22 protein-coding genes are annotated in these 24,165 nt (G+C 42.9%); 3 read left to right on the top strand and 19 right to left on the bottom strand.

From position 1 onward, the window contains the following. The first annotated feature begins 41 nt into the window (after positions 1 to 41). Both D3222_RS10895 and D3222_RS10890 read left to right on the top strand, forming a co-directional pair. Positions 42 to 1,241 carry an MFS transporter gene (locus D3222_RS10895; RefSeq protein ID WP_118986174.1) on the top strand — a complete coding sequence of 400 codons (1,200 nt, stop codon included), beginning with the start codon at positions 42 to 44 and terminating at the stop codon, positions 1,239 to 1,241. A 109-nt stretch (positions 1,242 to 1,350) separates the two neighbouring features. After that, the gene (locus tag D3222_RS10890; protein ID WP_118986173.1) at positions 1,351 to 3,135 is read left to right on the top strand and encodes a formyltransferase family protein; all 1,785 of its coding nucleotides are present in this window, start codon (positions 1,351 to 1,353) and stop codon (positions 3,133 to 3,135) included. Between the two features lie 84 nt (positions 3,136 to 3,219). Here D3222_RS10890 and D3222_RS10885 read toward each other — a convergent pair whose 3' ends face one another. The 4 genes from D3222_RS10885 to D3222_RS10870 are packed head-to-tail and all read right to left on the bottom strand — an operon-like array spanning position 3,220 to position 7,911. Next, entirely contained in the window at positions 3,220 to 4,446 is a 1,227-nt protein-coding gene (locus D3222_RS10885) for an HlyD family secretion protein (protein ID WP_232832483.1), read from the bottom strand. A gap of 43 nt (positions 4,447 to 4,489) precedes the next feature. Continuing rightward, on the bottom strand, positions 4,490 to 5,968 hold the full coding sequence (locus D3222_RS10880) for a TolC family protein (protein ID WP_118986171.1): 1,479 nt from the start codon (positions 5,966 to 5,968) through the stop codon (positions 4,490 to 4,492). Continuing rightward, on the bottom strand, positions 5,961 to 7,175 hold the full coding sequence (locus tag D3222_RS10875) for an ABC transporter permease (protein WP_369973511.1): 1,215 nt from the start codon (positions 7,173 to 7,175) through the stop codon (positions 5,961 to 5,963). Before D3222_RS10875 ends, D3222_RS10880 begins: the two co-directional genes overlap by 8 nt. Continuing rightward, the gene (locus D3222_RS10870) at positions 7,168 to 7,911 is read right to left on the bottom strand and encodes an ABC transporter ATP-binding protein (RefSeq protein ID WP_232832482.1); all 744 of its coding nucleotides are present in this window, start codon (positions 7,909 to 7,911) and stop codon (positions 7,168 to 7,170) included. The genes D3222_RS10875 and D3222_RS10870 overlap by 8 nt, the downstream gene beginning before the upstream one ends. Positions 7,912 to 8,160: 249 nt before the next feature. Between D3222_RS10870 and D3222_RS10865 the strand changes: the two genes are divergently transcribed. Next, the gene (locus tag D3222_RS10865) at positions 8,161 to 8,643 is read left to right on the top strand and encodes a flagellar protein FlhE (protein ID WP_232832481.1); all 483 of its coding nucleotides are present in this window, start codon (positions 8,161 to 8,163) and stop codon (positions 8,641 to 8,643) included. Positions 8,644 to 8,917: 274 nt separating this feature from the next. On the opposite strand, the gene D3222_RS10860 is transcribed toward D3222_RS10865, so the two are convergent. From D3222_RS10860 to pheT, 15 genes are all read right to left on the bottom strand, one after another. After that, on the bottom strand, positions 8,918 to 9,433 hold the full coding sequence (locus D3222_RS10860; protein WP_118986170.1) for a GNAT family N-acetyltransferase: 516 nt from the start codon (positions 9,431 to 9,433) through the stop codon (positions 8,918 to 8,920). Continuing rightward, positions 9,417 to 9,710, bottom strand: coding sequence for a type II toxin-antitoxin system TacA family antitoxin (locus tag D3222_RS10855; RefSeq protein ID WP_118986169.1), 294 nt, complete (start codon positions 9,708 to 9,710; stop codon positions 9,417 to 9,419). Before D3222_RS10855 ends, D3222_RS10860 begins: the two co-directional genes overlap by 17 nt. A gap of 176 nt (positions 9,711 to 9,886) precedes the next feature. Beyond that, complete coding sequence (locus D3222_RS10850) at positions 9,887 to 10,816, bottom strand: hypothetical protein (protein WP_118986168.1); 930 nt, start codon at positions 10,814 to 10,816, stop codon at positions 9,887 to 9,889. A gap of 662 nt (positions 10,817 to 11,478) precedes the next feature. Beyond that, the gene (locus D3222_RS10845; RefSeq protein WP_118986167.1) at positions 11,479 to 11,964 is read right to left on the bottom strand and encodes a C40 family peptidase; all 486 of its coding nucleotides are present in this window, start codon (positions 11,962 to 11,964) and stop codon (positions 11,479 to 11,481) included. A gap of 106 nt (positions 11,965 to 12,070) precedes the next feature. Then, positions 12,071 to 12,451, bottom strand: coding sequence for a 4-amino-4-deoxy-L-arabinose-phosphoundecaprenol flippase subunit ArnF (gene arnF, locus D3222_RS10840; protein WP_118986166.1), 381 nt, complete (start codon positions 12,449 to 12,451; stop codon positions 12,071 to 12,073). Further along, positions 12,448 to 12,789, bottom strand: a complete 342-nt coding sequence (arnE, locus tag D3222_RS10835; protein WP_118986165.1) for a 4-amino-4-deoxy-L-arabinose-phosphoundecaprenol flippase subunit ArnE — start codon at positions 12,787 to 12,789, stop codon at positions 12,448 to 12,450. Before arnE ends, arnF begins: the two co-directional genes overlap by 4 nt. Further along, positions 12,786 to 14,447 (bottom strand): lipid IV(A) 4-amino-4-deoxy-L-arabinosyltransferase, encoded by a 1,662-nt coding sequence (gene arnT / locus D3222_RS10830; protein ID WP_118986164.1) that lies wholly within the window; start codon positions 14,445 to 14,447, stop codon positions 12,786 to 12,788. The genes arnE and arnT overlap by 4 nt, the downstream gene beginning before the upstream one ends. Positions 14,448 to 14,454: 7 nt before the next feature. Further along, on the bottom strand, positions 14,455 to 15,348 hold the full coding sequence (arnD, locus tag D3222_RS10825; RefSeq protein ID WP_118986163.1) for a 4-deoxy-4-formamido-L-arabinose-phosphoundecaprenol deformylase: 894 nt from the start codon (positions 15,346 to 15,348) through the stop codon (positions 14,455 to 14,457). After that, positions 15,348 to 17,330, bottom strand: a complete 1,983-nt coding sequence (arnA, locus tag D3222_RS10820) for a bifunctional UDP-4-amino-4-deoxy-L-arabinose formyltransferase/UDP-glucuronic acid oxidase ArnA (protein ID WP_118986162.1) — start codon at positions 17,328 to 17,330, stop codon at positions 15,348 to 15,350. Before arnA ends, arnD begins: the two co-directional genes overlap by 1 nt. Beyond that, positions 17,327 to 18,307 (bottom strand): undecaprenyl-phosphate 4-deoxy-4-formamido-L-arabinose transferase, encoded by a 981-nt coding sequence (gene arnC, locus D3222_RS10815; RefSeq protein WP_118986161.1) that lies wholly within the window; start codon positions 18,305 to 18,307, stop codon positions 17,327 to 17,329. The genes arnA and arnC overlap by 4 nt, the downstream gene beginning before the upstream one ends. Then, complete coding sequence (arnB, locus tag D3222_RS10810) at positions 18,308 to 19,453, bottom strand: UDP-4-amino-4-deoxy-L-arabinose aminotransferase (RefSeq protein ID WP_118986160.1); 1,146 nt, start codon at positions 19,451 to 19,453, stop codon at positions 18,308 to 18,310. 157 nt (positions 19,454 to 19,610) lie between these two features. Beyond that, positions 19,611 to 20,357 carry a vitamin B12 ABC transporter ATP-binding protein BtuD gene (gene btuD, locus D3222_RS10805; protein ID WP_118986210.1) on the bottom strand — a complete coding sequence of 249 codons (747 nt, stop codon included), beginning with the start codon at positions 20,355 to 20,357 and terminating at the stop codon, positions 19,611 to 19,613. Between the two features lie 34 nt (positions 20,358 to 20,391). Next, complete coding sequence (btuC, locus tag D3222_RS10800) at positions 20,392 to 21,399, bottom strand: vitamin B12 ABC transporter permease BtuC (protein ID WP_118986159.1); 1,008 nt, start codon at positions 21,397 to 21,399, stop codon at positions 20,392 to 20,394. Positions 21,400 to 21,464: 65 nt separating this feature from the next. Continuing rightward, on the bottom strand, positions 21,465 to 21,761 hold the full coding sequence (ihfA, locus tag D3222_RS10795) for an integration host factor subunit alpha (RefSeq protein WP_011146885.1): 297 nt from the start codon (positions 21,759 to 21,761) through the stop codon (positions 21,465 to 21,467). A gap of 4 nt (positions 21,762 to 21,765) precedes the next feature. Further along, on the bottom strand, positions 21,766 to 24,153 hold the full coding sequence (gene pheT / locus D3222_RS10790; RefSeq protein ID WP_118986158.1) for a phenylalanine--tRNA ligase subunit beta: 2,388 nt from the start codon (positions 24,151 to 24,153) through the stop codon (positions 21,766 to 21,768). Positions 24,154 to 24,165: the final 12 nt, after the last annotated feature.

Raw genomic sequence — 24,165 nt, 5'->3', positions numbered from 1 at the left:
CTTCTGCAAACAACACAATGAAAATTATTTAAGGGGGTTCCATGATTAACGAAAAAACTGCCACTCATGCGGGCAGTACCCACTTTCCTCTCGTTGCTCTACTCGCGTTAGCAATGACGGGATTCCTTGCGCTTCTCACAGAGACATTCCCGGCAGGCATTCTATCCCAAATAAGTCACAGTTTGGCCGTTTCTGAAGCATTGGCTGGTCAATTCGTTACACTCTACGCAATTGGCTCACTTGTCGCAGCGATTCCACTGACGACAGCAACACAAGGTTGGCACCGTCGCCGATTACTCTTGATGGCACTTACTGGTTTGTTAATCTTTAATACGCTCACCGCGTTAACATCTAACTACATAGTGGCACTTGCGGCCAGACTTCTTTCAGGTATGGCCGGCGGCTTAATCTGGGGAATGTTGGTCGGCTATGCCCGACGGATGGTACCTGATCATTTAAAAGGACGTGCGTTGGCTGTAGCCGGTGTCGGGGCACCACTGGCACTCTCCCTTGGCGTGCCATTAGGAACATTCATTGGTGGAATTGTTGGCTGGCGTACAACTTTTGGTTTGATGTCTATTCTAACATTAGTCGTCATCGCATGGGTCATGTTGAAAGTCCCTGACTACCCAGGACGTACCGCCGAAAAACGTATACCGATCAAAAAAGTTATCATTATTCCAGGAGTACGGCCGGTATTAAGCGTTCTTGTTTGTTGGGTACTGGCTCACAGTATTCTTTATACCTATGTATTGCCTTTTGTGACACAGGCGGGACTTGCTACCAGGATTGATCTTGTGTTGTTAGCCTTTGGTATGGCGTCGTTGCTTGGAATATGGATGACAGGGCTGTTAATTGACAAAATGTTACGTTCGTTGGTGCTGATAAGTCTTGCCCTATTTACCTTCGCTTCTCTCATACTGGGTGTTATCGGTACTCTTCCTGTCTTTGTTTTTCTTGCCGTGATCTTATGGGGGTTAACCTTCGGCGGTGCCGCCGCCCTACTTCAAACTGCATTGGCTGAATCTGCCGGAGAAGGTGCGGACGTTGCTCAGTCGATTCTTGTTACCTTATGGAATTTAGCTATTGCAGCCGGGGGCATTATTGGCGGGATATTACTTGAAACACTTGGCGCCAGTTCGTTCCCTTGGACCTTACTTGTTCTGTTAGTGCTAGCTTTGTTGATCGTCTGGAATTCAGGCAACTATGGCTTCCCTGACAAAGGAATCAAAGGTCAGTGAGCAATATCGGGGTTTGTTTGTGTTTAAATGCAGTTCAAGGCAACTAAGCCTATGAACTTTACTTACTCTCAAACAAATCCCTTCACTCAATAATGATAAAGGGGATAACATGCCCGGCGAATTCACCTCTTCAACGCAAGAGAAAAAAAATAGCACCGATAACAGATTAAAAATTGAAAAGTGCAAAGTTGTAAACCTCTCCACTGGAGAAGATCGGTCTTGTGTCGTCATCGGTGGTACAACACTTGCGATACGTTGTACCCAACAACTTCAAGCGGCCGGATACATAATCGTGGCTATTTTTCCCACGGAATCTCTGTTTTCTGAATGGGCAACTTCTCAAAATATACACTGTGTTGAAGCACTAGAAGATCTCCTGACACTCTCCAAAACTCAGTCAATATGCTGGCTTTTTTCCATAGTCAATCCCGTTATTCTCCCTGCTCTATTAATCAATCAGTTCTCTCGAGGTGCTTTCAACTACCACGACGCACCTCTGCCACGCTATGCCGGCACTCATGCCACTTCTTGGGCGATCCTTACCGGTGAGTCTCAGTATGCTATTACCTGGCATTTAATCGGATCCATGGTCGATAGTGGCGATATTGTTGTGCGGCGTCATGTTGATATTAAAAATACCGACACCGCACTTTCATTGAATCTTAAATGTTATCAGGCGGCTGCCGAAGGATTTACCGAACTATTAAACAACCTAGAGAACGGTGACATACCCCGCCGCCAGCAAGATCCTGCTAACCGCATTTTTTTCTCGAGACGTCGCCGACCAGACGCTGCTGGTTGTCTATTGTGGAATAAAAAAGCTCAGGAATTGTCATCTTTGGTCAGATCTTTAACTTTCGGAGCTTACTATCCTAATCCACTAACATTACCTAAAGTTCTGCTGAGAGATCGCCTGGTATCGATAGGTACACTACAGGTGATGTATACACGTTCCGATCATAAACCAGGTACATTGTTGGGTATTGACGAGGACCATTGGCTAATGGCCACAAGTAGTGAAGATATACGTATTTCGTTTGTTGATAGCCGGGGCAAACCAATAAATGCACTCATCTTAGCCAATCAATGCAAACTTGAAATTGGTGATCCACTCCCCACAATTGAAAGATCAGATATTAAGACGCTAACAGATATACATGAACGACTTACCGAACAAGAGCTATTTTGGCAAAAAAGACTAGCGCGTTTTTCAACACCAATGCTGCCTTTTAGATTACGGGCAACGATAGATAAAGTACCGAATTGGCATGTGTCTGAATGGAAAACAGTACTCAATCAGAACTCCCTTATTTCAACTGAGCTCGTTCAACACATTATATGCGCTTGGTTTATCTATTTGGCTCACACATCAAATGATACTCAATTTCAAGTCGGATGGGCGCAAGCGGGAGATGCTGTTCATTCTTCAAAATGGTCCGCCTTTTTCACCATGATTGTCCCAATGGAGATCCATATCGATTTACAGCAACGTCTTACAGAGATTTTAAATTCAATATTGTCTGAACAGCAATTGCTTGAACAACATAGAGTTTATCCCCGCGATATGGTCTCCAGACAGCCTGTATTGCGTGCAATCAATCTGTTACATAACAATCGCCCGTGGCCGATTGGGATTTCCATCATCTCTGGTTACCGTGAAGATCTAACGAACAAAAATGCCATACAGGAGCACGCAATTGTCGGCGAAATAATGACATTACAGATTGATCAAAATAAAGGAAATTTCCGCTTCATATATAACAACAAATTGGTTGCAGTAGATGATATTGAACATGTGTCATCTGATTTAGCACGATTTTCGAATGTCATTGCAGACTCGAAAAATTTAAATATTGTGGCAAATGCACTGCCAATATACGAATTTTCACGGTGAGATATTGCACCAAAATTAGAAAAAACTACCGTGAACTCTTGCTCAATGCGAGGGTGTCGCAAAAGATCAATGAGGTTGAGTCAGTTACTTCCGCGCAGGAACTTCAACATAGCCAGCCTCTAACCCGATCACCTCCACACCTTGAGGAACGGCATGCCCCGGTGTCACCATAATCTGCTGTGTTTGTGCGTTTAATTCACGGCGATAGGTGATGAAAATTCGTCCATCAGGGCCGGTATGTAATGCCTCGGCTGGCACGGCCAATCCACGCTCATTGCGATACGTGACAATAGCCAATTTCGCACTCATACTCAGCCGGATACGCTGCCGCTGTTCGGGAATAAGAGGATCAATCGCCACTAATAGATCATAGGTTACACCCGCTCCCTGCATCTCCTTTGAACTCCCCTGTACACCAATTGTCTTAATTTGCCCCCGTAGAGATAGCCCGGCAAAACCATCACCGGTGATCTCAACCGGCATTCCTTCATACACTTGATAAAGGTCAGCCTCTTCAATACGCGCTACCGCCTGGATTTGTTCCAAATTGATTACCCCTAACAGAGGTGTTCCCTGAGTGACACGAGTCCCCTTTTGAATAAATAACTCCTTATCTGATTCCGATACCTGTGGGCGAATAACAATGCCATCAAAAGGAGAAACCAATTCACGTTGGGCTTGCTGGGTCTCAAGCGCCTGATAACGCGATTGGGCATTAGCTAATTCCATATCAGCAATCTGGCGATTCTCCCCGGTGCCTTTCTCGAGGACAACACTCAGTTCCGCCTTAGCGGCGGCAAGATCGAGCTGTTGAACTCTGACCTGTTGCTCCAGTGTATCAATCTCCATACGGGGAACAATGCCACGCTCGAACAAAGCCCGGGTATCGATTAGCTTACGTTCGGTATCGCTCAAACTTAACTGAGCATTGGTTAAAGCTCTACGTACCCTAGCGACATCCTGACTGTTCTCCCATCCCACCAAATCTTGTACGGCTTTTTGGGCTTTCAACAGTTCCGTGAGCGCCTGCCGCAACTGAATGTCCAACTGTGTCGTATCAAGGCTCAACAGGGGTTGCCCACGCTTAACGCGCTGGCCTTCGGTTACCATCACCTCAGCAATAACACCATCAAATGGCGCGGCAATCGTCAAACTGGTTGCAGCCTGAATACGGCCAACTAACCCAAGACGATTTTCCAGTCGTTGAGGTTCAACATGCACCCACCGTTGCGGTGATGATGTATCAGTTGAAGAAGAGAGGAAAACATAAGCAATGGTAACCCCAATGACTAATACAACAGCAAGTGTCACGAGCCAACCAGTCTTATACCTGAAACGGGCAACTCCCCTGATCTTAGTCGTTAAGTGCAATGTCCCAACTCCCTAATGTAGTACCCAATGTTTCGTCCAACTCCGCTTGTGCATTTAAGTAGGTGATCAACGCATTGAGACGAACATTCTCCGCATTACGCAAATCAGTTTCAAAACTCAAGACTTGAAAGTTACTGGAGCGGCCCACCGTCAATTTTTCACGTTCAATCTCCAGCTTGCGCAGGGATAGATCCCTGGCACGCTGTGCGATCTCATATTGACGCCAACGCGTACCAATATCGCGTACCGCATTACCCACATCACGTTCCAGTGACTGTTTTGCCTCATCAAGACGAATGTCCTGGTTCTGAACATCAACCCGCGCCCGCACTTCCGCCTGACGCCGACTCAAATCGCCAATGGGTATCTCTACCTGAACACCGGCGTAATTTTCCCAATTACGAGAATGGTTTGACCCTGTTCGATCACGTACCTGACTGGCACCACCAACTAAAGAGACATCCCATAAACGTTCGTTACGGGCAACTGTCAGGTTAATTGCAGCCTGCTCCGCCGTAATCAATTGAGTGAGATACGATGGCTGTTGCTCTTGTGCCAAATGTTGCGCCTGGAGCAGGTTAATATCTACGCGTTTAGCTTCCAATCTGTCAGTAGCCTTTATCTGAGTTTGTAAGTCTAAAGCGAGCAATCGCAGCAATTCTAAACGACTCCTATCCAATTGATTAGCAGCTTCCTCCGCAGCCAACTCCTGCATTGCAACATCAGCCTCCGTCTGGACAATCTCAAAAGCGGCCATTCTACCTGCGGAAATCATAGCTTTGTTAACCTCCAGCAGTTGACGCGAACGTTCAAGAGCATCACGTGCGATTTGTAATTGTTCTTGAGCTCGCAACAATTCACGATAAGCCATAATAACTTGCTTGATAGTCTGGGATACCGTCGCTTTTAGGTTCAAACGATTTGTCTGCTCCATCAATTGAGCAAGACGCACAGGTGCTGTAGCCACATCTTTGCCAGCACCACGCAACAGGGGCTGAATAACTGAGAATGAAACACCATCATTACGGCTACGACCTGCGTTGTCTGCCCATGTCGTCCGATTGGTCCAAGACAAACTGAATCGAGTACCGTATTCTCCAAGCAACGTAGATGTGGGTGTAATCTCGCTCTGGCGATAGCGATCGCTTTGATTACGGGCAGTGACATAACGGCTATTAATCAACAATTTTGGCGTAAAACGATCTTCAGCAACGCGTAAATCGAATTTCTGCGCAATCCGATCCAGATAAGCACTGCGAATCGAACGATTGTTTCGTAACCCTAAATAGATTGCATCACTGAGTGTCAGACCAATAGTTTGCTGATTAAGCGAAATTGTATCCGTTGCAGACATGGTTGCCTGTGATGGATTCAACTGCTCCGCTAACGCTTGTTTGACAGATGCAGCTATTATCAGGGCAATGATGATGCCAATAGCACGTTGAAAAACTTGGCTAATCATCACGCAGTGCCTCTACAGGTTGTAATTTGGCAGCCGCTAATGCCGGATTGATACCGAAAAACAGACCAATCACTAATGAACTAGCGATACCCAGAGGCAAAGAGAATAGGGATAACGTAAATACCCAGCCCGAAAATTTTACAAATAGGTATCCCGCCGCTACCCCCAACAATGAACCAACCATTGCACCGGCAATTGCCAGAATGGCAGCCTCCAACATAAACAGCATACCAATATCAACAGGCCGAGCTCCCAAAGCCATACGAACACCAATTTCACGCCTGCGTTCCGAAACATTCATCAGCATGACATTCATCACGCCCACACCTCCCACCAGCAACGAAATTCCCCCTAAGCCCGCGAGCAAATAGGAAAATGTTTTTGCTTGACGCGTCAATCCATCAAGCAATTGTTTCGGGATCTCAACTTCGACCTGACGACCTTTTGATAATGAGACAAGGTAGTCACGTAACGACACCGCGTCACTGTTTAGCGTTGTTGTGTCACGTGCTCTGGTAACGACGCTTCCAATTTCTGGCGCAGGCCGCAACCGCCGCATTGCTTCAATAGGCAGTATGACCGAATTATCAATCGAGCCGGGGAGTAAAGGGTTCGGTCCCTGAACAGCGAGAATTCCTATAACTTCAAACAGATATTCCCCAATTTGCAATTGACTACCTATTCGAATAGGTTGATTGGCTACTTTTAATTGTTTGGCAATATCCGCTCCGAGCACGGCATAGGTCGTTTGACGATCATAGTCCGATAGAAAACGTCCCTGCTCAATCTGTAAATCCAGCACCGCAGCCAGATCAGAGGATGTACCGGTAATATTCGTATTTATCCCTTGCCCTTGGAAGCGTATACGGGTTGAGTGTAACGTGATGGGCGCAGCATGGGTGATAGTCGGTATTGTACGAGTCAATGCCTGAGTATCCAGTGTAGATGGCGCGGGTTTGACAACGGCACCTGGAATAAAACTAAAATGAGCAACCAAAATATTGCTGCCCATACTTTTAAAAGTGCTGATAGCTTCATTAACAGCATTATGACCGATGTTTAAAAGTGCAATGACGGAAGCACATCCGACTGCAATACCAAGCAAAGCAAGCAAGGAGCGCCTTCCTAGCAGACGCAGACTACCCAGTGATTCACGCAGGGCTTGCGCGAAGGAAAAACCGTAGCGGCTAGAATTCACCTTAAGCATTGAGGCTATCCAGCCACAGATCGGTTTCGGAAAGCCGCCCGTCATTAACATAGAGACAGCGCTGCATATTTTTGGCTATTACTTCATCATGTGTAACCATGACGAGCGTAACACCTTGCTCACGGTTCAATGACAGCAGCAGTGCCATAATATCACTTGCTGTAGCACTATCGAGATTGCCTGTCGGTTCATCCGCCAGAATCAGAGAAGGCTTACCGACCAAAGCCCTGGCAATAGCAACACGTTGCCGCTGTCCCCCGGAGAGATCAGCGGGACGATGGTAAATACGACCAGCCAGACCAACCAACTCAAGCTGGTATTTCGCCTCCTGCCGAGCTAGAGAACGAGAATATCCACGATATAACAATGGCAGCGCCACATTATCCAACGCCTGCATTTTGGGAAGTAAATTGAAACTCTGAAACACGAAACCAATTTCCTGATTTCTTATTCTCGCCCGCTCATTAGGAGTAACATTTGTTATATTAACGCCACTAAACTGAAAATATCCAGAAGTGGGTTGATCCAGTAAACCAAGAATATTGAGTAGAGTACTTTTACCTGAACCGGAAGCGCCGACAATAGCGCAGCTTTGTCCTCGCATAATGGTGAATGATATTTTATCAAGTACTGGGTAATATTTTTCCCCCATACGATAAGATCGACAAATATTTTCCATGTAAATCAGGGCTTCCTGACATGGGGAAGTTGTGATTGTCATGTCTGATTTATTCATCGTTTTTGACATCCATTAAACGTGTCACGGCTTCCATTTGATCGTTTAGCAAGCTTTATATCATGGGAAGATCCCCTTGTAAAAGACTACGGTCTAAGTAACAGACAAAAGCATCGAACAGTAAAAATATATCAGATTTACTTAACATAAATTCAAATTGCCTATTGCATCTGGAAGATAATCCACCCAAATTGTTCCTGCCTACTTTGGCATTGCGTACAGGCTTTTATAAGAATTCGGAGATAAAGGGTGCGAGATCAAAATGTATATCTAAGCTCTCGCAATAGAAAATTATCAGATATTGGGGTAATGGCTATGAAATTAAAAAAAATCTTAGGAATTGGTAGTGCACTATTGTTAGCCATATTTTCACAAACAGTACCTGCGGCAAGTGGAAGCTATCACTCTTCAGTTGTTCTGCCCACACTGTATTCCAAAAATTTCTTAGAAACTGCTAACGTTCCTATTGTCGGTTCTCCTCCTGCAACAGGAAAGATTACCAATGTATCTTGGACTTGGAACGTTGTTGGATGGCCTCAGAATTTATCGGTTTATCTTTGTCAGGGAGATACCAGCAGTTGCATAGATATATCACGCACGCGAAGAATGTCGACAGCCGCATTCAATAATAGAAGTCCGGCACAACAGTTCCTTTTCGCCTTAAAGGTTGGAAACGGTAACGTTATGCCAATAGCAGGTCAAACCGGAGAAATTACTGTCAGTTGGCAATAACATTTTAATAACTCTCCAAAGATTGCCGCTAATATTATAGGCGGCAATTCTGATTTGCTTTGAATATTGGTATAGCTTGAGAAATATAAATATACCCGTTATCTTTCAAGTTGCCTCTATGAAATAAATACGAGTTTTAATATTACCAGTGCCACTCTTTCAGATTGATTCAGCATGAAATAAAAGCACTGTTAATGAGTATTAAACTCAGACCAAAAATAAAACTCTTCAATTTCTGTATTTGATAGGAATTTATTATTTTTCAATCGAGTACTCATATTAGGGTGCTCCTGACTTCTATGCAAGTTTTGATGGGTAGCCACATTTCAAGGCGTGAATTATCGTTAGGATCGGCTGGCAAAAATCCATATTGCTGATAAAACGGAATGACCTCTGAAGTCATAGGATCAACAAACAGCCCAATCGCTGAAACTTGCTGTGCGACCAACACTGTCCGATAAATGGCATCAATCAATAGCTGTTCACCTATCCTTTGCCTCTTGTATGAACAATCCACAGCAAGTCGGGCCAATTTTACCGCACTAAGTGGATGAGGATATTTTTTGTAATCCCTGTGGGCAAGCGGAGTTGTCACTGAATATCCGGTAAGTGTGTGATATCCGATAATAGTCATGGGCACGGAATCTCGGCAGGCCACATAAGTTTTTGAAATATGCTTTACGGTTTTCTGCCGAGCTTGCTGTTGTAAAAACTGATTTAATTCACTGACGCCGCAATCAAACGCCCTACGACCATGCTGCTGAGTGATTTCTTCAATGATTACGGACATTCACCCTATCCTTATAGTACTCAGCGGCTTTAAGTAGTTTAGAGTTTGCTTTTGGCGGATTTTCCAAAGCTGCCAACAAAGCATCAGCCCCCTCCATCGAAAGATGTAAGGTTTCAGTCCGTTCAATTACGTTACGCGCTTTCTCCATTGCTGATTCAATAAGAAACTGTGAAAGTGTTGCGCCGGAGTAATCAGCCGCCCTTTGTATGATCTCTTGAATCTCTGAGGAGGCTCTTGCAACTAAACGGGTCTCTTTGCGTTCTGTATTAGTAGCCATGATTTCACCTACACTTTTAGTCTATATAAACATGGTGCCATTATGGCATACAAAATAGGCGTTTATCAATATGTATGCCAAAAAGGCACACATGAGCACCTAAGAATGTATTATTTTCTGCCTGATAACAGATGACAGCCTCAGCCGCCATCTTGATATCTCCTAGATGATTAATCCTATGATAGTTCAACCCCTTTATAACCAGATAAAATCAATTCCCATTCCTGTTGGGCAAACCATGTCTGGGTTTTACCATCATAATGAATACTATCAGGCAGAAAAACACCAAACTCAGTCGCCTTTCCGGTATAGTCGGGCGAATTCCGTGCATCAATCAATGTTCGGTATTGGGGATCATCAGCGATGACATTCTTGATTGCCTCAAGCACATAACTGGTGTTAATGGGATCAAACGCAACCGAAAGTGGATAATACAGCCTCCACGGTATACTGCGAGAACCCAAAGCATCACTGATACCTGTAATGATGCGGGTAAAATTCCACTCTGATGCCTGTGCTGCGAATAAACTTTCGGTTTCTGCTTCCCATTGGTTCCAATGGACAGCCAAAATGCGAGGATTTTTGCCTAGTTTACGCAACGATTCGACTGCCATGCGCAAAGTTCTGACCGCGCGGGGATAGAGCGATTCCACATCGCAGGGATCTCGTTCAGGAGCCCAACGGTTATACGGTGGATAACCCAGATACATACCCTGACCGCCCCAACCCATCAAAATGACATAAAGTTCAGGTAAATTAAGCGCATTACCTTCGTCAATATGGTCTTGCCAGAACTTGGCGAAACGATTGGCGGCATTGACTGCGTGATCCTGATTGCCAAGAGATAAACCGACAGGAGCGCCAATATTAGCATTCCCAAAACTAGTCAGCCCTGTCCAGTTAATTGCAGGAAAGTCAACGCTGTAAACTTCTGGCAGAGATAATGTGAATACGTTTTTTAAACCTTGGGTAATTTCTTCATCTTGTGGTAATTGTGTTCCATGACCATAACTATTTGATTGTCCAAGTATGATAAATAGCGGAACATCATTAGGCGCCCACGAAGAATATTTTATTTCAGGTGAATAAGATTGTTTATCTGTCATCAGTTTTCCTCTTACAATGATTTAAGTTATTAGGTCTGTTCTCTTCACCAAAATATAATTTATTTCTGGTAGATAAAAAGCCCCCCGGTTAATAAATAATATTTATGGCGCGCAAATGAAAAACTGTTTTAAATAATTGTGTTTCACAGAACAGTTATTTATATTTCACCTTAAAAAATACACTTATCAGTTTAATCAAGCAAACAAAAATATAACTCATAAAAACAAGTTGGATTAATAAATAATGTTTGAGTTTTTTATTGCACTTGGCATTGATGGCATTTTATTTTTTAAATATAAAACTTATTGAAAATATGCAAGAATATATTACTAAATTTAAAGATATCACTATAAGACAATAAATATTTTAATCCAACAATTCATAAAAAAGACGAGTATTATTACAAGTTAAAATAGTGCCACAATGAAAATAAAAACCAAATAATACCATTATAGATATTTTAACCAGACTCCTATATCTAAATAACTGGTTATTTATTTTTAAGATTTTTTAGCTAATATAGCTTAAATCAAAATCAGGTATTCTCTGACCAAGTTAAATGCAGTATGGATAATTTATTTACTGCCATAATTACTAACAATTAAATATAACTGCTATCCCAATTAACAACAATTTCTACAGATCATTGATAAAAATGTATTTAAATTCTACGAGCTTGCCAAAAAGCTTTTTTCCAGTAAACATTATTCATAGATGAACGAGTAACACCTTTATGGGTTGACGCATGAATAAACTGGTTATTGGCATCATAAATGCCAACATGTAACCCATGCTCACCACTACCTGTTCTGAAAAAGACCAAATCACCCGGCATTAAATCGCTTTTATCAATGCGGGTCCCTAATTTTATTTGCCCGCCGGTAGTACGGGGTAACTGAATATCAAACCGGTCACTGAAAGTACGGTAAACAAAACCAGAACAATCTACCCCCCGACGATCCATCCCACCATAATGATATGGTGTACCACGCCATTGATTAAGCTGCTCCTTAAGCTGAAAAATCACCATGATTGGATCAGAAAGCACCGTTTTTAACGCCGGAGCCGGAGTCCTAGGGAAATGACTGGAACAGCCAATAAGTAACAGACTGAGCAACAGGAGCAACTCTTTTGTTCTTATTATCATTATCCCCCTCCTCATAAGATCAGAAAAATAAGCTAACTCTATCCGGCACTCAATAAAAAAACAAGGCCGTACTTTAAGTAAAATAGCCAAATAGTTATTTTATTCTTCATTCTGGACGGCTAATCAACCAGACACCCCACAAAATAAAAATCACACCTGTGCTTTTCAATAATGTGATGGTTTCATCAAACCAAGGCAATAAAGCCGCCATTAAATAGACAAAGACATAACTTAAGCTTATTAACGGATAGGCTTTATTTAATGGTAAATATTTTAGCGTAAATAACCAGCACAGCATAGATAATAGATATCCAGCCAGACCCGCCATTACCGTCACCAGAGAATGGCGATGACTCCATAGCCACTCAATATCAAACCAATGCAAACCAAGATTCAACACTGGCAAATTGACAACACCCCATTTCAGTAATAACTGGGCTATTGTCACCAGTAATACGCTAACTAATCCCCAAATATAACCTTTCATCCATTCAAACTCATCAGCAAAATTCCCAACATGATAAACACAACTCCACTCCAATGTTTTCTGCCCGCTTTTTCCTGATAGAAAAATTTCCCCGCCAAAGTGACCATGATAAAATTTATACTCAACATTGGATAAGCAATTCCTAACGGCAATATCTGCAATAAACGCAGCCAAAATAACATGCCAACAGCCAATAGAATCACAGCTCCTATCAACCATTTCAGCGCAGATGCTCGCTGATAAATATCACTCCGCCAACACATCACAGCCTGTTTCTGACATAACTGACCAGCACATGTCAGCAAGCTAACCAGCAACAATAAAGCGAAACTTATCATGGTCGCTTCTCATAAACCAAAATAGCAAAGCGATAATTGCGACTAATTTGATCTGCTTTTGGCAAATCAGGTAATTTCTCATTTTTATATAAATGAAAGAGTACTGACACCCGCCCTTCTTTACGCGCTTTCTCTAACCATTGCGGAAAATCTTTATAGCTGATATATCGATATCGGCTATCTGGATAATTCAACCCATATTCCAGCTCTCCCCAACGTTCAAACATATAAATATCACTACGCTTCATCTCCCAAGCGACACTGGTCGCAAGACCAACACTTTCCGATAAGATATAGCGACTGTCTGCAAGTTCCTGATGGTGTAACTTAATAAAATTCTGAGGTAATTTGGAATTAACGGTATTTTCAGGCAAAGTATTTCCTATCACTAAACTGACAACAACGGAACAAAACGCTGCCCATAACCAGTATTTCCCATTCAACGCAAAACACAGATAACCGATAATTCCCCAAATACCAAAAGCAACAATCGCTAAAACCCATTTAGACCATTCTGATGGCTGATATAAAGAGTGTTTTGTCACTGCTTCCATAGCAAACAGAACCATTACCGCCAACAAACCAATAAATACGTTAACCATTCCATTGATCTTAAGTAACTTCACCTTGCCATTTTTGACGCAATCGACACCAAATTTAGCCATCATCATTGCTAATGGCGCCATACAGGGCAGGATATAAGTTGGTAATTTTCCCTTCGCAATACTGAAAAATAACAATGGCACGACAAACCAGCAAAGTAGAAAAAACATTTCAGGATTGGATTTTCTTTCTTTCCAACTTTTAATCACCGCCCCGGGTAATAATCCTAACCACGGGATCACACCAAAAATAAGAATGGGTATGTAATACCAGAATGGTGCAATATGCTGTGCATCATCGGAAGAAAAACGCTTAATATGTTCAACCCAGAAGAAATAGTGCCAATAGTCAGGCTCACGTAGCGCAATTGCAATCACCCACGGTAAACTGATTGCTATCGCCGAAATAATAGCAAGTGGGCCAAAGTAGACTATTTGCAGGACCCGTTTCTGATAAATGACAATGGGCAACATCACAATGACCGGAACAGCCAATGCCAGAAACCCTTTAGTCATAAAACCCATACCGCAGCACAAACCAAGCACCAAATATGCCATTATCCGCCGTCTGGTACAGTCTGTTTTTAGCGCCCAGAAGCTACACATCATGGCAGCCGTTACCCACAAAGAAAACATCGGATCGAGTACGCTATAAGTGCCAATGGCAAATACCAGAAACATTGAGATGTAGATAAGGCTAGTAGCAAAAGCAATATGCCGGTTATGCCACATCATCATAGCAAGTCGATATAATAAAATTGCGCTGATAAAAATACAAAAAACCGATCCAAAACGGACAGCAAAATTATTATCGCCAAAAATCCATTGGCTAATATTATTAATCCAATAACCCGCTACAGGCTTTTCAAAATAACGAATATCCAGCAAATACGGAACAATCCAATCTCCTCGTTGCAGCATTTCACGACTGATTTCTGCATAACGGGTTTCATCAGGCTGCCATAGCAGACGGCCATTAAGGGGTAATAAATAGGTAAGGACAAAAAAAAGAGCCATCAAAAAGGCCCCCACTTTACACGCCCGATTATTTAACATATATAAGTTAAACCTCTTGTTGGCATCCTAACCATCCTTCTCTGCCGGAAAATTCGGAACGAACAATTCTCCCGACAGGAAGTTGTTGTATATTTTCAGGCAGCAGATGACTCAATGCACAAAATTGTATGTTTTCCCGATGAACCATCTCCAACAGCTTTGCAAATTCTGTGGACTTGGACATCCCTTCTACTTCCGTATGGATGGTATATACCGGAACTCCATGGCTGTTTTTTATCTCATTAAGAATAAACTGGTTAAAATCTTCATCTTTAACCTGAATTCCTATCACTTCGTCATAAGTTGGCAATGTCACCGGAATTTGCACGGTACCAAGAGTACCATCAGGCAAAATGGGCCTGAATGGATGAATTCCCCGACAATCGCTGTTGTAATCAAAACCAAACTGTTGCTTTACCGCGAGTACGCGTTCATCCGCCCGCCAACCAGCAACAGCAGAACAAGTTACTCGTTGGCCAATTGCCTGTACCAATGCATCCACTCCCAGTTTAACCTGCTCTGTTAACTGAGCTTCAGACCAACGGCCAACTTTCGCCTGCCAACGCTGATGATCCCAAGCATGCAGACCCACTTCATGGCCTGCATCCAAAGTTTGCTTCATCAAGTAGCCTAAGTCTTTAGCAATCTTCTTACCCGGCCATGCAGTCCCCGCCAGTAAAATATCAAGACCATACAGAGACGCTGCATTTGACCTCAACATTTTCCATAAGAATTTTGGCCGCAAAAGACGCCACAAATGGCGCCCCATATTATCCGGCCCAACACTAAAGAAAAAACTGGCCTGAATCTGATGTTTTGCCAAAATTTTGAGCAATTGTGGTACCCCTTCAACGGTTCCTCGATAGGTATCCACATCAACTCTCAAGCCAATTTGTTTCATTAATTTTTCCCTAATTCTTCCACTGCACCACGCAAGAAGAAATCCAGTGTTTCATTTATCGTCTGTTTCATGTCAATGGTTGGTTTCCAACCTAGCAACCGCTCCGCATTTTTAATACTTGGCTTACGGTGTTCAACATCCTGATAACCTTTACCGTAGTAACTGCCACTTTCAATTTTTTTAAATCCAGCAAACGGAGGAAAATTATCTCTCAATTCATGGTTTTCAAAGCTATCAAGTAATATTTCCGCCAATTGACGAATACTGGCTTCATTAGTTGGATTGCCAATATTGATAATTTGACCGTCACATAACCCATCTCGGTTTTCAATAATACGAAACAGCGCCTCAATACCATCATTAATATCGGTAAAGCAGCGTTTCTGTTCACCACCATCTACCAGTTTGATCGGTGAGCCCTCAACTAAGTTCAATATTAATTGTGTGATCGCTCTGGAACTGCCAATACGTGCAGAGTTCAAATTATCCAAACGTGGCCCCATCCAGTTAAATGGACGAAATAGCGTGAATTTGAGCCCCTCTTTCTCACCATATGCCCAGATAACTCGATCTAATAATTGTTTGGAGACAGAATAGATCCAGCGCTGTTTATTAATCGGGCCAACAATCAGACGAGAATCATCTTCATCAAATTCTTTATCATCACACATTCCATAAACTTCTGATGTGGACGGGAATATAATTCGTTTATTGTATTTAACGCAATAACGGACAATCTTTAAATTCTCTTCAAAATCCAATTCAAATACACGCAGCGGATTACGGGTATATTCAATTGGAGTCGCAATAGCTACCAATGGCAAAACGACATCACACTTTTTAATGTGATATTCGATCCATTCAGTATGGATATTGACATCACCTTCAATGAAGTGAAAACGCGGATCGCCAATAAAACGCTCAATGGCGGAAGAACCGATATCCATGCCATAAATATCATAGTTGCCATCACGTAATAGACGTTCTGTTAGATGATTACCGATAAAGCCATTCACACCGAGAATTAACACACGTTTCCGGTGGCTAATTTGAGTGGTTGCCTTTGGGCCAACACGTACATCAGTCACAATGCTCATATCTACTGCCAGACGGTGGCCCTGAACATACAAACCCGATTCACTTTGCCCATTGATAATTTCTAACGCGCCTTTTCCACAGGCAATAATTAACGGATCTACCGATAATACTGTTCCCGGCTGTTTGTCATGCGTCTCATTCAACGGGGAGGCGCGCCAGATAGTAATCTTACCCTCACCCAAGAAAGTAAATGCCCCAGGATATGGCTCGGTGACTGCCCTGACAAGATTGTTAATTTCCATGGCTGATTTGTGCCAGTCAATCTCACCATCCGCAGCAGTACGGCGCCCAAAGTAAGTTGCCTGTCTTTCATCTTGAGGTATGGCAGGATAAGTTCCTGCTTTGATCCGAGGTAATATTTGATCAAACAGTTTTTCCGCTGCTTCACGAATTTTACCGTGCAAAGTCAACGCGGTATCTGTCTCTGCAATAGCAACCTTATGTTGAGCAATAATATCCCCTGCATCAGGTTTCAACACCATTTTATGCAGGGTTACACCTGTTTCCACTTCACCATTTAAAATCGCCCAGTTAATAGGGGCACGACCACGGTATTTTGGCAACAGTGAACCATGCAGATTAAATGCACCTGTGCTCGCCAGCGATAAAATATCTTCGCTCAACATATCTCGGTAATAAAAAGAGAAAATCACATCAGGTTTCAACTCCCGGATACGTTCAATCCACAGTGGATGGTTAACGTTTTCTGGCGCAAAAACCGGCAGCGCCAAATCTGCACTTAAACGGGCAACAGAAGAGAAAAAATGGTTTTCATTAGGATCATCTGTATGGGTAAATACCGCCTGAATATCAAAACCCGCTTTAGTTAAAGCATTGATCCCGACACAGCCGATATCATGATAGGCAAATACAATTGCTTTCATTTAGTACTCTTCCTGGTTGTCGTTGGTCTTTTGTCTCCGACCACTTTTTGAATAAAATAACGAGGGCGTGCACGAACATCGTTATAGATACGACCTATGTATTCACCTAATAAGCCCATCGCGACGAACTGCGCGCCAATAAATATGAAAAGGAGAGCAAACAGAGTAAATACCCCTTCCGCTGCCCATATGGCACCGAAAATCAGACGTAAAACCATCAATAATACAGCCAGCAAAAAACCAGAAACTGCAATCACACTGCCTACCACACTCAGCAAACGCAAAGGTGCTGTTGTCAGGCAGGTCAGCAAGTCATACATCAGATTAATCAGCTTCATGAAGCTATATTTGGAATCACCAAATTCACGCTCCGCATGAGCAACATCAATCTCAATGGTTTTACGGGCAAAAGTATTTGCCAGAATAGGAATAAAGGTGCTGCGTTCATGGCACTGCAACATGGCTTCCACAATATGGCGACGATAGGCACGGAGCATACAGCCATAATCACCCATAGAACGGCCTGTTGCTTTAGTAATCATAGTATTGATGATTTTTGAAGCTGTTTTACGAAACAGAGAATCCTGCCGATTAGCCCGGCGAGTACCCACAACGTCATAACCTTGTTCAGCCGTTTTAACAAGACGGGGGATCTCTTCTGGCGGATTCTGTAAATCAGCATCAAGCGTAATAACTAAATCGCCATTGACCTGATTAAACCCCGCCATAATCGCTGAATGCTGACCATAATTACGATTAAGTAAAATAGCAATAATATGATTTTCAGATTGTTCCGCAGCCTGAATCAGAATTTCCGCAGATTTATCACTACTACCATCATCCACCAGAATAAGCTCATATTCCTGAGTCAATTGTTTACAGGCTGCTAAGGTTCTCTCCAATAAAAGAGGCAAACTTTCTTCTTCGTTATAAATTGGAATAACAACAGAAACTTTTTTAATTTGTTCAAATGACACTTATCTGTGCTCCGAAATAATTTCTTGTAAAGCATTAGTGACACGATCTACATCGTCATCACTCATATCAGGAAAGAGTGGCAATGAACAAAGTGTTACTGAATTCCATTCTGATTCAGGCAATGACAACTGCGGATACCTATCCCGATAATATCTTTGTGTATGTGCAGCTCTGAAATGCAAACCTGTGCCAATGTTCTTATTTTTCAAACGTTCCATTAATGTGTCGCGATCAATGCCACAAACATCCTTATTAATCCGCACCATAAATAGATGATGTGCATGCATATGCTCATAATCGGGCACACTTAACATCTGCAAAGGCAAATCTTTTAATGCCGCTGAATAACGAGCCACAATTTGCCGGCGGCGAATATTCATTGATTCCAATTTACTTAATTGCACAACGGCAATCGCAGCATGAATATCAGATAAATTATATTTGTAACCCGGTTCTATGACTTCTGCCTGTGGTCTCCTGCCTTGAATCTGACGGTCAAAAGCATCAATACCCAATCCATGAAACTTTAGACAACGAATTCGTTCAATAAGTTCATTATTATCAGTAGCAATTAACCCCCCTTCCGCACAAGTGGCATTTTTTATGGCATGAAAAGAAAAAATCGCTGTGCCATGCTCACCAATCCATTCATTCTTATAACGGGTTCCTAATGCATGAGCCGCGTCCTCAATCAATGGAATGCCCGCATCCTGAGCAATCCCACGCAATGCATCTAAGTCACAAGGCGCACCAGCATAATGAACAGGAATAATCGCTTTGGTTCTGGAAGTCATCGCCTTTTTCACTGTCTGCGCATCGACCATTAAAGTATGACGATCAACATCAATCATGATTGGTTCAGCGCCAAGCAAACAGATCATATTTATTGTGGAAACCCAAGTTTGAGACGGTGTAATCACTTCATCACCAGGACCAATTCCCAACGCCATGAGTGTCAGATGCATACCCGCCGTTGCAGAGGCCAATGCAATCGCATGTTTGCAGCCAAACATGCGGCAAAAGTCCTGTTCCAATTGATGATTTCGCGGGCCTGTTGTAATCCACCCCGAACGAAGAACCTTCTCTACTGCCTGAATTTCTTCATCACCTATCGCAGGACGAGAAAATGGAAGAAAACTACCCATAAAACACAGTCCAATTCATTCATAATATAACGATATATTAGATGACTATATCTGAACGAATCGTAAACACAGGTATGATTTAGCAAATTAAGTGGAAATTACTATAAATCCACGATACGTACAGATTCACGGTAGGCACATAAGACTGAACTGTAATTTAAGGTAACGAAACCCACCAATATTTATCTGCTTTTTCTGGCACACATTTGATATCAGCGGCAAAAACGCTGGAGAGTGTATTTTCTGTCATTACCTCATCCGGTTTTCCATTCGCCACCAATGATCCATTAGCAAGCAGCCATATCCGATCAGCTTTATCATAGCTATGATTGAGATCATGACCACTCATGACCACGGTTCCGCCAAGTTCACAGAATTTCTTTACCAACAGATCAAGTACTGCTACCTGAGTGATATCAAGATTATTCGTAGGCTCATCCAAAAGTAATAATTTGCCTTCCAAATTGATTGATGGCCAGACTTGTAAAAAAACCCCGGTTAATCGCACCCTTTGCCATTCACCACCAGACAGATTTCCTACAGGTGTCTCTAGCAGCTTTCCCAACTTAAAAAAGGAACAGAGTTCTGACAACACACCCTCATAATTAACAAGATGGGCAGCTAAATGTAGTTGCAAATATTGAAAAACCGGCATTATTGGCACAGAAGAAATTTGCTGGCTAAGCCATGCTCTGTAACGTGCTAATTGGCAATGACTATATTGACTAAGACACTTTTGTTGCAAATCGATTGCACCACTATGAGGTAAGATACCGGCCATACAGGCCAATAGTGTACTTTTTCCTGAACCATTCGGACCAATGAGATGTATCTGTTCACCTTGTTGTACCAACGCTGTCAGCGGCATTAATCGGTTTCGTACTGATACTTGATTGAGAGCCATCAACTGATTGGTCACTTGCACATTATTCACTTTCTTAACCCCAGTCTCTGACTCTCAATAATAACCAAATGAATACTGGCGCCCCCAATGTTGCAGTCACAACGCCAATCGGTACTTCTGCATTATTCAAGCTAAGACGAGATAGCAGATCAGCCAGCAATAATCCATAACCGCCGGATAGAACACAGGCAGGCAGTAGCGTTTTATAATCTGTCAGGCCGCATAAACGCAAAATATGTGGAATAACCAAACCAATAAAGCTAATTGTTCCAGCAAGTGCAACACTTAACCCAACCAATAACCCAACAACAAAGACAAATAAATTACGCCAATAATAAAGTGAGATACCTAACTGTTGGGCCTGTGTTTCTCCCAGTGAAAGAAAATTAAGTACTTTTCCTTGTCTGCTCAACCAAATAATCAAAGGAAACAAAGCAACTACCAACCATTGCTGCCGCCAGTCTATTCCACTGAAACTCCCCATCATCCAATACATTAGCTGACGCAAGTCCAGGCTAGTACTAAAATAAACCATCCAGGTCATTAGCGCGCCAGAGACAACCCCAAAAGCAACCCCTACCAATAACAAACGGGCATTATTCAGATAACGATTTCTTGAAAAGGTCAGCAATATCATTGTGATAGTCAGTGCGCCGAGCACGGCGCCAATACTTAATAACCAGAATGGCGCAATGCCATGAAACATCAGCACCAAAAACACCACTACCACACCAGCACCATTACTGACCCCCAATAGCCCAGGTTCCGCCAACGGATTTTCAAACAGTGCCTGCATTACCGCACCCGCCACAGTCAGGCTCGCACCTACAGCAACGACAGCTAATACACGAGGAAAACGTAACTGCCACACAAACAATTGACCTGTTTCAGAAAACCATTTATTAGGCCAGATCCAATTTTCCCCAGCACAAAGCGAGAGAAAAAAAACCAATAAAAATAAACAGGTGAGAATTGCCAGAAAACGATAATCATGCCTTTTCTGACGAGTCACTAGTTCAGTGATGGAATGAGTGGATTGCATGGTAAATCAAGCTCATGAGGGAGTATCATTTAAGAAAAAGGCCGCTATTGATGCGGCCTTTTTGATTATTCTTTAGGTGTGGCTTTCTCAACCCTGCTTTTTAACTTCTGACCAGGACGGAATGTCACTACTCGGCGAGCTGTAATCGGAATGTCCTCACCAGTCTTAGGGTTACGTCCCGGACGTTGGTTTTTATCCCGTAAATCAAAGTTGCCAAATCCAGACAATTTTACCTGCTCACCATTCTCCAAAGAACGACGCACTTCTTCAAAGAATAATTCAACCAGATCTTTAGCATCACGCTTGCTAATTCCCAGTTTCTCAAACAGATTTTCTGACATTTCAGCTTTAGTAAGCGCCATAAGTTCAGTCCCTCAAGGATGCTTGGAATCGCTGTTTCAGCACCGCGACACATTTATTAATCGTCGCAGCAATCTCTTCTTCTTCCAGTGTACGCGCGGTATCCTGCAAGATAAAACTTATAGCAAGGCTCTTATGACCCTCTGCTACACCTTTACCACAATACACGTCAAACAAGTTTATGCCAACTATATGATTTACGCCAACTTTCTTGCATTCAGCCAAAACATCTTCTACAGCAACATTTTCAGGCACCACGATCGCAATATCACGACGGTTTGACGGGAAACGTGAAATCTCTTTCGCGTCAGGCACCACGCGGCCTACCAGCTTGTTCCAGAGTACTTCGAATACCACTGTGCGGCCATTTAAGTCAAGTTTTCGTTCCAATTCTGGGTGAACAACACCAATATATCCGATGTATTCATCTTCCAAATAAATCCCAGCGCTTTGGCCTGGGTGCAACGCCAGATTTACATCTGCTCTAAAAGAAATCTTAGATAATTTTCCGGTTAACTCCAGAACGGCTTCCAAATCGCCTTTCATATCGAAGAAATCAATGGACTGTTTTTCCAGTGACCAATGCTCTTCAAAACGATTTCCTGCAATAACACCCCCTAGCATCAGCTCCTGACGAATACCCTGTTCGGCATTTTCATCAGGAACAAAACGTAAGCCGGTTTCAAACAAGCGCACACGGTTTTGTTGACGGTTTTGGTTATATACCACTGTTGTTAGCAAACCAGTCAGTAAAGATAAACGCATTGCTGACATATCCGCTGAAATTGGATTAGGCAACATCAACGCTGGCTGCCGTGGATGTAACAGTGCCTGAATTTTGGGATCAACAAAGCTATAGGTAATCGCTTCTTGATAACCTCTGTCAATCAGCATGGTTTTAACACGTTGCAGGGAAAGATCCGCTTCATGATGTTTTTTCATAATAAGATCTGCACGCATCGGTACATCTGGAATATTATTGTAACCGTAGATACGGGCAACCTCTTCCACCAGATCTTCTTCAATCTCCATATCAAAACGCCAGCTTGGCGCAACCGCTTGCCAACAATTTTCCTGAATAGTGACTTTGCAACCTAAGCGAGTCAGGATGTCACCAACCTGTTCATCAGGTATATAGTGACCAATCAAACGATCCAGTTTTTCACGACGCAATGTGATTGTCGCAGATTGAGGCAATTGAGATTCATCAGTAACATCAATAATCGGGCCGGCTTCACCACCACAAATATCAATCAACAATTGAGTTGTTCTCTCTATTGCTTTGTGCTGTAACTGAGGATCAATACCACGTTCATAGCGGTGAGAAGCATCGGTATGTAAACCATAACGACGGGCACGACCAGCAATCGCTAAAGGAGCAAAAAATGCGCACTCAAGTAAAATATTTTGCGTTTCTTCATTCACACCTGAATGTTCACCGCCAAAAATACCTGCCATCGCAACAGCTTGTTTTTCATCAGAAATAACTAGCGTGTCAGTAGAAAGATTGGCTTCCGTGCCATCCAGCAGCACTAATTTTTCATCCTGCTTCGCCATGCGCACAGTGATTGAGCCATGCAAACGCTCCAAGTCAAACGCATGCAACGGTTGGCCTAACTCAAGCAATACATAGTTAGTCACATCGACAACCGGGTCGATAGAACGGATACCACCATGACGTAATTTTTCACGCATCCACAGTGGCGTTGCCGCTTTCAAATTAATGTTTTTAATTACCCGTCCCAAGTAACGTGGGCAAGCTTCTGTTGCTTCAACACGAATAGGAAAAACTGCATCTGTTGTCGGTTTTACTGCTTCAATTTGTGGCTCAGACAATGGCATTTTATTAGCAACTGCCACATCACGTGCAACACCTATAATACTCAGGCAGTCCGCGCGATTAGGTGTAATGCTGATTTCAATGACTTTATCATCCAGCTTCAGATATTCGCGCAGATCAACACCTAACTGAGCATCCATTGGTAATTCAATAATACCGTCGTGGTCCTCAGAAATACCCAGCTCAGAAAAAGAACATAGCATCCCTTCAGAAGGCTCGCCACGCAATTTTGCCGCTTTGATTTTGAAATCACCCGGTAGTACGGCACCCACGGTTGCTACTGCAACTTTCAGCCCCAAACGGCAATTCGGTGCACCACAAACAATGTCCAGTAGTCGTTCACCACCTACATTCACTTTTGTTACCCGTAGTTTATCCGCGTTTGGATGCTGGGCACATTGAACAACTTCACCAATAACTACACCATGAAATTGACCAGCAACGGCTTCAACGCCATCAACTTCCAGACCTATCATGGTGATTTGATCAGATAATGCTTCACTGCTGATGGCTGGATTTACCCATTCGCGTAACCAGAATTCACTGAATTTCATGAGATATCCCCG

This window comes from Photorhabdus sp. CRCIA-P01, assembly GCF_003545805.1.
Taxonomy (GTDB): Bacteria; Pseudomonadota; Gammaproteobacteria; order Enterobacterales; family Enterobacteriaceae; genus Photorhabdus; species Photorhabdus antumapuensis.
Note: the sequence above shows the minus strand (reverse complement) of the source record. Positions and strands in the feature narration are given on the sequence as shown.

What these genes read in the sequence shown, in the direction of transcription:
- D3222_RS10895 (WP_118986174.1), top strand. Translation starts at nt 42, where the DNA reads ATGATTAACGAAAAAACTGCCACTCATGCGGGCAGTACCCACTTTCCT.
- D3222_RS10890 (WP_118986173.1), top strand. Translation starts at nt 1,351, where the DNA reads ATGCCCGGCGAATTCACCTCTTCAACGCAAGAGAAAAAAAATAGCACC.
- D3222_RS10880 (WP_118986171.1), bottom strand. Translation starts at nt 5,968, where the DNA reads ATGATTAGCCAAGTTTTTCAACGTGCTATTGGCATCATCATTGCCCTG.
- D3222_RS10875 (WP_369973511.1), bottom strand. Translation starts at nt 7,175, where the DNA reads ATGCTTAAGGTGAATTCTAGCCGCTACGGTTTTTCCTTCGCGCAAGCC.
- D3222_RS10870 (WP_232832482.1), bottom strand. Translation starts at nt 7,911, where the DNA reads ATGAATAAATCAGACATGACAATCACAACTTCCCCATGTCAGGAAGCC.
- D3222_RS10860 (WP_118986170.1), bottom strand. Translation starts at nt 9,433, where the DNA reads ATGTCCGTAATCATTGAAGAAATCACTCAGCAGCATGGTCGTAGGGCG.
- D3222_RS10855 (WP_118986169.1), bottom strand. Translation starts at nt 9,710, where the DNA reads ATGGCTACTAATACAGAACGCAAAGAGACCCGTTTAGTTGCAAGAGCC.
- D3222_RS10850 (WP_118986168.1), bottom strand. Translation starts at nt 10,816, where the DNA reads ATGACAGATAAACAATCTTATTCACCTGAAATAAAATATTCTTCGTGG.
- D3222_RS10845 (WP_118986167.1), bottom strand. Translation starts at nt 11,964, where the DNA reads ATGATAATAAGAACAAAAGAGTTGCTCCTGTTGCTCAGTCTGTTACTT.
- arnF (WP_118986166.1), bottom strand. Translation starts at nt 12,451, where the DNA reads ATGAAAGGTTATATTTGGGGATTAGTTAGCGTATTACTGGTGACAATA.
- arnE (WP_118986165.1), bottom strand. Translation starts at nt 12,789, where the DNA reads ATGATAAGTTTCGCTTTATTGTTGCTGGTTAGCTTGCTGACATGTGCT.
- arnT (WP_118986164.1), bottom strand. Translation starts at nt 14,447, where the DNA reads ATGTTAAATAATCGGGCGTGTAAAGTGGGGGCCTTTTTGATGGCTCTT.
- arnD (WP_118986163.1), bottom strand. Translation starts at nt 15,348, where the DNA reads ATGAAACAAATTGGCTTGAGAGTTGATGTGGATACCTATCGAGGAACC.
- arnA (WP_118986162.1), bottom strand. Translation starts at nt 17,330, where the DNA reads ATGAAAGCAATTGTATTTGCCTATCATGATATCGGCTGTGTCGGGATC.
- arnB (WP_118986160.1), bottom strand. Translation starts at nt 19,453, where the DNA reads ATGGGTAGTTTTCTTCCATTTTCTCGTCCTGCGATAGGTGATGAAGAA.
- btuD (WP_118986210.1), bottom strand. Translation starts at nt 20,357, where the DNA reads ATGGCTCTCAATCAAGTATCAGTACGAAACCGATTAATGCCGCTGACA.
- btuC (WP_118986159.1), bottom strand. Translation starts at nt 21,399, where the DNA reads ATGCAATCCACTCATTCCATCACTGAACTAGTGACTCGTCAGAAAAGG.
- ihfA (WP_011146885.1), bottom strand. Translation starts at nt 21,761, where the DNA reads ATGGCGCTTACTAAAGCTGAAATGTCAGAAAATCTGTTTGAGAAACTG.
- pheT (WP_118986158.1), bottom strand. Translation starts at nt 24,153, where the DNA reads ATGAAATTCAGTGAATTCTGGTTACGCGAATGGGTAAATCCAGCCATC.